This is a genomic window from Phenylobacterium sp. (genome assembly GCF_031412415.1).
Taxonomy (GTDB): Bacteria; Pseudomonadota; Alphaproteobacteria; order Caulobacterales; family Caulobacteraceae; genus Phenylobacterium.
The window spans coordinates 1-7,448 of the sequence record NZ_JANOCX010000453.1 but is presented as its reverse complement, the minus strand read 5'-3'; the positions used below and the strand labels follow the sequence as shown (position 1 = coordinate 7,448).

The 7,448-nt window shown below is 69.6% G+C and carries 11 protein-coding genes and 1 pseudogene; 3 read left to right on the top strand and 9 right to left on the bottom strand.

Going from position 1 to position 7,448, the window contains the following annotated elements; genetic code table 11:
* Both RMO04_RS20970 and RMO04_RS20965 read left to right on the top strand, forming a co-directional pair.
* The coding region (locus RMO04_RS20970; RefSeq protein WP_309646709.1) for a serine hydrolase at positions 1-265 on the top strand (265 nt) is incomplete at its 5' end.
* Between the two features lie 88 nt (positions 266-353).
* Positions 354-1,118 (top strand): hypothetical protein, encoded by a 765-nt coding sequence (locus RMO04_RS20965; protein WP_309646708.1) that lies wholly within the window; start codon positions 354-356, stop codon positions 1,116-1,118.
* Positions 1,119-1,149: 31 nt separating this feature from the next.
* Here the strand turns inward: RMO04_RS20965 and RMO04_RS20960 are convergent, their stop codons facing one another.
* A complete protein-coding gene (locus RMO04_RS20960; RefSeq protein ID WP_309646707.1) occupies positions 1,150-1,563 on the bottom strand; it encodes a PaaI family thioesterase in 414 nt (137 codons plus the stop codon).
* 91 nt (positions 1,564-1,654) lie between these two features.
* On the opposite strand from RMO04_RS20960, the gene RMO04_RS20955 reads away from it, so the two are divergent.
* Complete coding sequence (locus tag RMO04_RS20955) at positions 1,655-2,074, top strand: DUF1801 domain-containing protein (RefSeq protein ID WP_309646706.1); 420 nt, start codon at positions 1,655-1,657, stop codon at positions 2,072-2,074.
* On the opposite strand, the gene RMO04_RS20950 is transcribed toward RMO04_RS20955, so the two are convergent.
* The 8 genes and pseudogenes from RMO04_RS20950 to RMO04_RS20915 form a co-directional block, all read right to left on the bottom strand.
* The gene (locus RMO04_RS20950; protein WP_309646705.1) at positions 2,071-2,355 is read right to left on the bottom strand and encodes a hypothetical protein; all 285 of its coding nucleotides are present in this window, start codon (positions 2,353-2,355) and stop codon (positions 2,071-2,073) included. The two genes, RMO04_RS20955 and RMO04_RS20950, sit on opposite strands and share 4 nt — an antisense overlap.
* Positions 2,356-2,434: 79 nt before the next feature.
* Positions 2,435-2,740, bottom strand: coding sequence for a BlaI/MecI/CopY family transcriptional regulator (locus RMO04_RS20945; RefSeq protein WP_309646710.1), 306 nt, complete (start codon positions 2,738-2,740; stop codon positions 2,435-2,437).
* A 14-nt stretch (positions 2,741-2,754) separates the two neighbouring features.
* Positions 2,755-3,210: a hypothetical protein gene (locus RMO04_RS20940; protein ID WP_309646704.1), complete on the bottom strand. Its 456-nt coding sequence runs from the start codon at positions 3,208-3,210 to the stop codon at positions 2,755-2,757.
* A 125-nt stretch (positions 3,211-3,335) separates the two neighbouring features.
* Positions 3,336-3,437 (bottom strand): annotated as a pseudogene (locus RMO04_RS21210) (PEPxxWA-CTERM sorting domain-containing protein); the annotation flags it as partial.
* Positions 3,438-4,109: 672 nt separating this feature from the next.
* Positions 4,110-5,360: an aminotransferase class V-fold PLP-dependent enzyme gene (locus RMO04_RS20930; protein ID WP_309646702.1), complete on the bottom strand. Its 1,251-nt coding sequence runs from the start codon at positions 5,358-5,360 to the stop codon at positions 4,110-4,112.
* A gap of 114 nt (positions 5,361-5,474) precedes the next feature.
* Positions 5,475-6,110, bottom strand: coding sequence for a PEPxxWA-CTERM sorting domain-containing protein (locus RMO04_RS20925; RefSeq protein WP_309646701.1), 636 nt, complete (start codon positions 6,108-6,110; stop codon positions 5,475-5,477).
* Positions 6,111-6,283: 173 nt separating this feature from the next.
* On the bottom strand, positions 6,284-6,952 hold the full coding sequence (locus tag RMO04_RS20920) for a hypothetical protein (protein ID WP_309646700.1): 669 nt from the start codon (positions 6,950-6,952) through the stop codon (positions 6,284-6,286).
* 153 nt (positions 6,953-7,105) lie between these two features.
* Positions 7,106-7,448 (bottom strand): DUF1993 family protein (locus tag RMO04_RS20915; RefSeq protein WP_309646699.1); only part of this gene is annotated, 343 nt, incomplete at its 5' end.

The following is a 7,448-nucleotide window of genomic DNA, read 5'->3' as shown; positions in this document are numbered from 1 at the left end:
GGCTTCCCGCACGCGTCTCACCGGCTGGCTGGTGGCCAATCAGACCGGCGATGCGCGGCTGCGCGCCGGCATCCCGAAGACCTGGAAGGTGGGCGACAAGACCGGCTCCGGCTCGCACGGCACGACCAACGACATCGCCGTCCTCTGGCCGCCGAACCGCCGCCCGATGCTGGTCGCGGCCTACCTCACCGGGGCGAAGACCGGCGGCGATGGACGCAACGCGGTGCTGGCGGAGGTTGGACGTATCGTCACGCGGATGGTCTAGGGGGCTTCCACCGGCGGTCTCCGATGGTCATGATGGCGGCATTCAAAGACGCTGACTTCGATTCCACTATTCCGAGACCTTGATTTCAATGACCGAGATCGTTGTGCCCCGCCAGTTTCGTGGGCCCCCCTACACAGCCAATGGCGGATACATCTGCGGCGTGCTGTCGAACGCTGTCGGCGGTCGCGGCGCGGCCATGCTGCGCTCAGGCGTGCCCCTGGATGTCGCCGTCACCCTGTCGCCCGGCGAGGACGGCGGGGTGATCCTGTCGAACGCCGAGGGCGGCCTGCTGGGCACGGCCCGTCCGGCCACGGACGACGCCATCCCGCCCACCCCGCCGGCGCCCCCCGGCGTCGAGGAAGCGCGCGCGGCCCAGGCCGGCTCGCCCTTCGCTCAGCGGTCCCTGCACCGCGGCTGCTTCTCCTGCTGTATCGAACGCGAGGATGGCGAAGGCTTGGGCGTCCATGTGGGCCAGCTCGACGGCGCCCCGGCTGGACATTGCGCCGGCCTCTGGACCCCTCACGCGAATTTCGCCGGCCCCGACGGGACCATCCCCGACGAAATCACCTGGGGGGCGCTCGATTGCTCCGGCTCCATGGCCTGGTGGATAAAGACCGGCGCGCCGGTCGGCCTGCTGGGGACCATGGCCGGCGAGGTCCTGAAGAAACCCCGCGCGGGGGAGACCTATGTGGTCGTCGCCTGGACCCGTGAAGTCGAGGGCCGCAAGCACTTCGCCGGCGTCGCCCTCTTCGACGCCGGCGGCGAGGTCATGGCCCGCTCCGGCCAGATCTGGATCGGCCGCCCCCCAGGCGCCCCGCCACCCCGTCCGCTGGAAACGTCCGCGGGGGCGTAGAGCGCCCTCGTCAGGCGAAGCTTGCGGGCGGCTATTCGACCGCCCGTCGTGTGCTGGCTTCGACCTGAGCGCGGGGAATGAGGCGGGCGGTCGAGCTGCCCTTGGCCAGCACCTCGCCCTCGGCGTTCAGCAGCCGGCCTTCCAGGAAGGCGCTGGACTTTCCCCGCCGCTCCACCCAGCCCTCGGCGATCACCAGTCCCGGCCGGACAGGGGCGAAGAAGCTGACTTTCAGCTCCAGCGACATGGGGGTCATCTCGGCGTCCTGGCCCATGGTCGCGTGCGCCATGGCCGCGTCGATCCAGCCGCAGACGAAGCCGCCCTGCGCCACGCCGCCCGAGTGGCACATGTGCGGACCCACCAGGTATTCGATCACCGCGCGGCCGGGCTCCAGCGACACCACCCTCTGCTGGCCCAAGGCGGAATGCAGATCGGCGGGCGTGGTCATGGGCTGTGTCCTGTGGCTCCCTTGGCTTTAGGGGCTGGCGGCCGGCGGAACAAGCGATCAGGATCGGCGCGCGCCAGCCGGGGAGGGTGGGATGGCCCAGAACAAGACCCAACCGACAAAGGTCGATGTCGAAGCCTTCCTGGCCGCCGTCGAACCGCCCGCGCGACAGGCCGACGGCCGTATGCTCTGCGAGATCATGGGCCGGATCAGCGGTGACGCGCCCCGGCTCTGGGGACCCACCATCGTCGGCTTCGGGACCTATCACTACCGCTACGAAAGCGGCCGCGAAGGCGACAGCCTGCGTGTCGGCTTCTCGCCCCGGAAGCCCGCGCTCGTGCTCTACATCGCCGGGGGATTTCCGCGCTACGAGGGCCTGTTGGCGCAGCTGGGACCCCACACGACGGGCAAGGCCTGCCTCTACATCAAGCGGCTGTCGGACATCGACCTGAATGTGCTGGAGGAACTCATCGCCGAGTCCCTGATCTACATGCGGACCGCCTATCCGGACTAGGCGTCCTGGCGGCTGGGCGGCTTGCGTGACGGCTTGACCTTGGCGGGCGTGCGCCGACGTCGCCCGGCGGGCCAGATGAAACTCGCGCCCTCCATGACCTCCAGCGGCGCGGCGCCGAGACGGCCGATCAGCTCACGCTCGGTCCAGATCTCAACCCGGCGGCACTCGGCCAGCAGCCGTTCAGCCACCAGCCATGCCTCATGGTCGGCGGCGCAGGGCAGGTCCAGCCCCTGCGTGCGCTCGTCGGCCTCGTTCAACAGCCAGAATTGGTAGTGGCCCATGTCCACGCCTCCGCTCCGTCGACGGACATTATGGGGCGACTGGGTTTCCGGACCGTTGTTGATCAATGACGCGGCGCGGTCAGGCCCCATCCCGCCGCGCCAGCCACAGCGCCAGGGCCCCGACGTCGCCGCCGAACAGCCGGTCGGCCAGGGCCTGGATCTCGGAGTCCACATAGGCGTCGCGGGGGATCGTGGGCCGGTAGAGCTGGCGGCCCTCCGCGCGCTCGGAGGCGATCAGCCCCTTGCGCATCAGCCGGCCCAGCAGGGTCTTCACGGTCGCGCCGCCCCAGCTTTGCACGCTGGTCACCTCGGCGATCAGGGCGGCGAAGGACATCGTCCCTCGCCGCCACAGGGCGCCCAGCACCTCGCTCTCGGCCTCGGTGATGTGCAGGCGCGGGCTCAGGTGCGCAGGACCGCGCGATCGATGCGCGACTCCACCGCCCAGTTGGCGACCACGGCGACCACGCCCGCCATCAGGCCCAGGCTCAGCAGCAGGGCGATCTCCGCCAGGCCCGGCGCGATGACCTTCAGCGGCAGCGGCGTGGCGACATTCGAGACCCCCATGAAGATCATCAGCGCGGTGTAGGCCGCGCCCAGGCAGCCCACCAGCGGTCCGCCCAGCCGCAGGCCCGACAGGAAGGCCGAGCCGCCGGAGAGGTGCGGACCGGAGGTCACCTTGCGCACGCTGACCACCACGGCGGCCACGATGCACAGGATCAGGATCGCCATCATCGACTGGATGATGATGTGGGCGTCGGCGAACACGCCGCCGATGGTCAGGGGTTGCGCGTGCGCCAGGGCCGGCGCGGCGGCGAGCGCGGCGGATGCAGTCAAGATGCGGCCAAGATGGGCCATGGGCGTCCTCCCAGGATTACGTCTGTAGTCAGATGAGACTACGCACGTAATATCGAGAGTCAAGCGCGCACGAAAACGCCGCCGGCCCTCGAGGAGCCGGCGGCGCGATCGTGACGTCCGTAAGATCAGGCGTAGGCCAGGACCTCGCGGCGACGGCGCAGGGCCGAGCCGGCCAGGCCGAAGCCCATGATCATCATCGCCCAGGTGGCCGGTTCCGGAACCGCCGAGAGGGTGATGTTGTCGACATAGCCGCCCAGCGAGTCGGACGAACCGCCCGCGGCGAAGATCAGCTTCTGGCCGGCCGTGGCGTAGAAGCTGCTGTTGGCCGTGCTCCACGAGGTGCCGCCGCCGCCGTTGGCGGTGTAGGTGCCGAGCAGGGTCGTATCCAGGTACACGTCGATGACGTTGCTGGTCGAGCCCACGTTCGGGCGCGGCGAGTAGAGGAAGGACAGGTCGAAGGAGCCCGTCGAGCCCAGGGTGTAGAACATCGAGCTGTTGGCGTGGCTGTCCAGCTCGACGAAGTTCGTGCCGCCGGTCGGGTCGGGATTGCCCGCCGCGTGGTTCTGGATCTCGATGCCGGGACCGGCCAGGGTGGTCCAGCCGTCGGCGGCGCCATAGACGCCCCAGGTGCCGAAGCCCTGGCTGATCGTGCCGTCGTTCTCGAAGTCGGAGAACAGCACCACGGTGGCCGCGCTGGCGGCGTTGGCGGAGAGAAGAGCGGCGGCGGCCGTGGCCCCAGCCAGGATCAGCTTGCGCATTGAAGTAGCCCCGTATCGTTTTGGCCCACAACCAGGGCCTGCAAATGTGTCTTCGCAAGGCTCATGCCAGTCGCGGCGAAGGCGAGCCAGCGCGGACACCCGGGGCGGGAGGGACGGAATCGCGGGGCGGGAAAATTAACCCTAAGCCAAGTCCCGCAAGGCTTTGACCAGGGCGTCCATGTCTGCGGCGTTGTTGACGAAGGACGGCGTCACCCGCACGCAGGCGCCTCTGGCCGGTCCGGCCCGCTCCACGGTGAAGATGCGATGGCGGTCGAACAGGGCCCGGCGGACGGCGACGTTCTGCGCCAGGCTGGTCTGGCCGCTCAACCGGAACGAGGTGATGCCGGCGTGCAGGTCGGCCTCGTCCGGCGTCAGGATCTCGATCCCGGCTTGCCCGCGCAGCGCCAGCGCCCAGCGGTCGCGCAGGTAGCGCAGCCGCCGCGCCTTGGCGGCGAGCCCCACGCTCTCGTGGAAGTCGATGGCGTCGGCCACGGCCAGCACCCCGGCATAGCTCACCGTCCCCGTATGAACCCGCGCGTCGATGGTCGACCCCGGCGCCTCCAGGATCGAGACGTCGATGTCGGGGATGCGGTCCTTGGCGATGTAGACCACGCCCACTCCCAGCGGGCTGCCGATCCACTTGTGCAGGTTCAGCCCCGCGAAGCCGACGCCAAGCTCGCGCAGGGAGAACTCGGTCTGCCCCAGCGCGTGGCCGCAATCCAGCAGCACGTCGACCCCGCGGGCCTTGGCCATCGCCGTGATCTCACCCACCGGCGGGATCAGCCCGGTCCGGTGGCTGAGATGGGTCAGCAGCATCAGCCGCACATGGGGGTTGGCGCTCAGCGCCGCCTCATAGGCGTCGATCAGACCCTGGCGCGTGGCGGGTTCGGGCAGGTCGATCTTCACCACCCGGGCTCCGCGCAGCCGGGCCAGCGACACCATCCCCACCTGCATGGAGTCGTAGTCGAGGTCGGCGTACAGCACCCCGTCGCCGGGCTTCAGCCGGTTGTACCCGCCGATCAGGGTCAGCATGGATTCCGTGCCGCCCCGGGTGAAGGCGATCTCGCCCACATCCACGCCCAGCAGGCCGGCGACCCTGGCCCGCACCTTGGCCACGTCGGCGTTCGCCGTCCCGCGGGTATAGAGCGTGGTCTCGCGGTTCACCCGCGCCAGCTTGGCCTCATAGGCCGCCCGCACCGGCCGCGCCATGGCGCCGAACTGGCCGTTCTCCAACTGGATCACCCCGGCCGGCGGCGGGTCGTACAGCGCCGCCACCCGCGCCCAGTGGTCCTCGTCGCGGGCCAGGGCGTCCAGATCCTGACCTCGCGCGGCTGACAGAGGGGCTGCGACGGCGCCGGCGGCCAGGACGGCGCGGCGGGACAGATCGGTCATGGGCGGGCCTCCGGGCCGAGCCAGTCTCGGTCACCCGCTGGCCAAACGCCAGGCGCGAAAACGCCGCCGGCCTTGGGGGAAGACCGGCGGCGCGATTTCAGGCTAGGCCCGCGTTCAGGCGTAGACGGCGCCCATGCGACGGCGGCGCAGGGCCGATCCGGCCAGGCCGAAGCCCGCGATCATCATCGCCCAGGTGGCGGGTTCCGGAACCGCCGACAGGGTGATGTTGTCCACATAGCCGCCCAGCGAGTCCGAACCGCCGGCGGCGGCGAAGATCAGCTTCTGCCCGGCCGTGCCGCTGAAGGTGGCGCCGGCGCTGCTCCACGAGGTCGCACCGCCGCCGGCGGCGGTGTAGGTGCCGAGCAGGGTCGTATCCAGGTAGACGTCGATGACGTTGCTGGTCGAGCTCACATTGGGACGCGGCGAATAGAGGAAGGTCAGGTCGAAGCTGCCGCTCGAGCCCAGGGTGTAGAACATCGAGCTGTTGGCGTGGCTGTCCAGCTCGACGAAGTTCGTGCCGCCGTCCGGCGACTGCGGCGCGCCGGCCGCGTTGTTCTGCACCTCGATGCCGGGACCGGTCAGCGTGGTCCAGCCGTCGGCGGCGGCGTAGACGCCCCAGGTGCCGAAGGCCTGGCTGATCGTGCCGTCGTTCTCGAAGTCGGAGAACAGGACGACCGTGGCCGCGCTGGCGGCGTTGGCGGAGAGGAGAGCGGCGGCCGCCGCGGCTCCGGCGAGTAGATATTTGCGCATGGATAACCCCCAAAAGGCGAAGTTGACGTAACACGTTCGGCCGCACCGAAATTCATGGTTAACGACCTGTCAACGCCCACTCGCCCGCCGCGCGAGATTGCGCCCTAGGGATTCTCCCAACGCGCGACGGCGCCCAAAAACCGGTCACTCGGCCTTGACCGCCGCAAGCCCGACTAGGGCCGATAGACCTTCGGCGTCAGCCGTCCGATCCGGCCCTCCAGCCGCGCCACGGCGGCCTTGTCGGCCTTCAGGGTCTCGGGCGTGGCGCTCATCACCATGTCCCACAGCCGGAACTCCAGCCAATCCTTCTGCTCGGCCTTGGCGGCGATATACATGTCGAGGAATTCCTCGTGCCGCTTCAGCCAGCCATAGACCTGCTTGGAGGACGGCATCTTCGGGTCCTTGACGATGGCGCTCACCGCCTCGCCTCGGGCCACGCGCGCGCAGAACCGCTTGGCCCAGGCCCGGTCATAGCTGCTCTTCTTGCCCGACACCCAATGGCGGCGCAGCCCCAGCTTGATCTCGTGCGGCACGCGCCAGGCGTCGGCCACATGCTTGCCGCGCCGGTTGTTGACCTTGCCCTGGGCCAGATGCGCCCGCACCGCGTCGTACATGGCGGCGAATTCCGGCTGCACCTTCCGCCAGTGAAATATGGTGGCGTACGAGGGCATGTCCGGATCGGCTGCGATGGAGGCGATGGTCTCGCCCACCTCCATCCGCGCGCAGATCACCTCGCCGATCTCACGCCGATACTGCGAGCCCACCGCCCCGCTGCGATGATCCATCCCCGGCACGCGGCGATCGCGCGGCGGGATCCAGCGGTCGGCGAAGTTGTAGGTCACGTCCCGAAGCTTAGCCGCACAAGTCGAGCGATGCAAGAACAAAAGCAGAACATCTTGATCACGAGCGGGAAGGGACGGCCAGGCGGAGGTGCGGCGAGCGATGCTATCGAGGTCGTGGGCGCCCCCTAGCCAGGCCGCCGAGCGCAAGCGCCCTTAGAGCCCGCTCGCGAACAGGTCCACCTTGCCGATCTGCACGCCCTTTGCCCGCAGGATCCCGTAGGCGGTCGAGAGGTGGAAGAAGAGGTTGGTGGTGGCGAACACCGACAACCACTGGCCCGCGGGCAGGGTGGGCTCCATGCCTGTCCCGATCATGAAGGTGACCGGGACCTCGTCGCGCTCGGCGAACTCGGCCTGCGTCCGCGCCGCCAGCCAGGTCTTGGCCGCCCCGATGGCCGCGCGGAACCCCGCCGCGTCCAGGCTGTCGACCACATCGGCGGGCACGGCCAGCCCCGCCGCCCGCGCCGGCCACTGCTGGGCGAAATTGACCACCACCATC

Coding starts and splice junctions, on each gene's coding strand:
- RMO04_RS20965 (WP_309646708.1), top strand. CDS start 354: ATGACCGAGATCGTTGTGCCCCGCCAGTTTCGTGGGCCCCCCTACACA.
- RMO04_RS20960 (WP_309646707.1), bottom strand. CDS start 1,563: ATGACCACGCCCGCCGATCTGCATTCCGCCTTGGGCCAGCAGAGGGTG.
- RMO04_RS20955 (WP_309646706.1), top strand. CDS start 1,655: ATGGCCCAGAACAAGACCCAACCGACAAAGGTCGATGTCGAAGCCTTC.
- RMO04_RS20950 (WP_309646705.1), bottom strand. CDS start 2,355: ATGGGCCACTACCAATTCTGGCTGTTGAACGAGGCCGACGAGCGCACG.
- RMO04_RS20940 (WP_309646704.1), bottom strand. CDS start 3,210: ATGGCCCATCTTGGCCGCATCTTGACTGCATCCGCCGCGCTCGCCGCC.
- RMO04_RS20930 (WP_309646702.1), bottom strand. CDS start 5,360: ATGACCGATCTGTCCCGCCGCGCCGTCCTGGCCGCCGGCGCCGTCGCA.
- RMO04_RS20925 (WP_309646701.1), bottom strand. CDS start 6,110: ATGCGCAAATATCTACTCGCCGGAGCCGCGGCGGCCGCCGCTCTCCTC.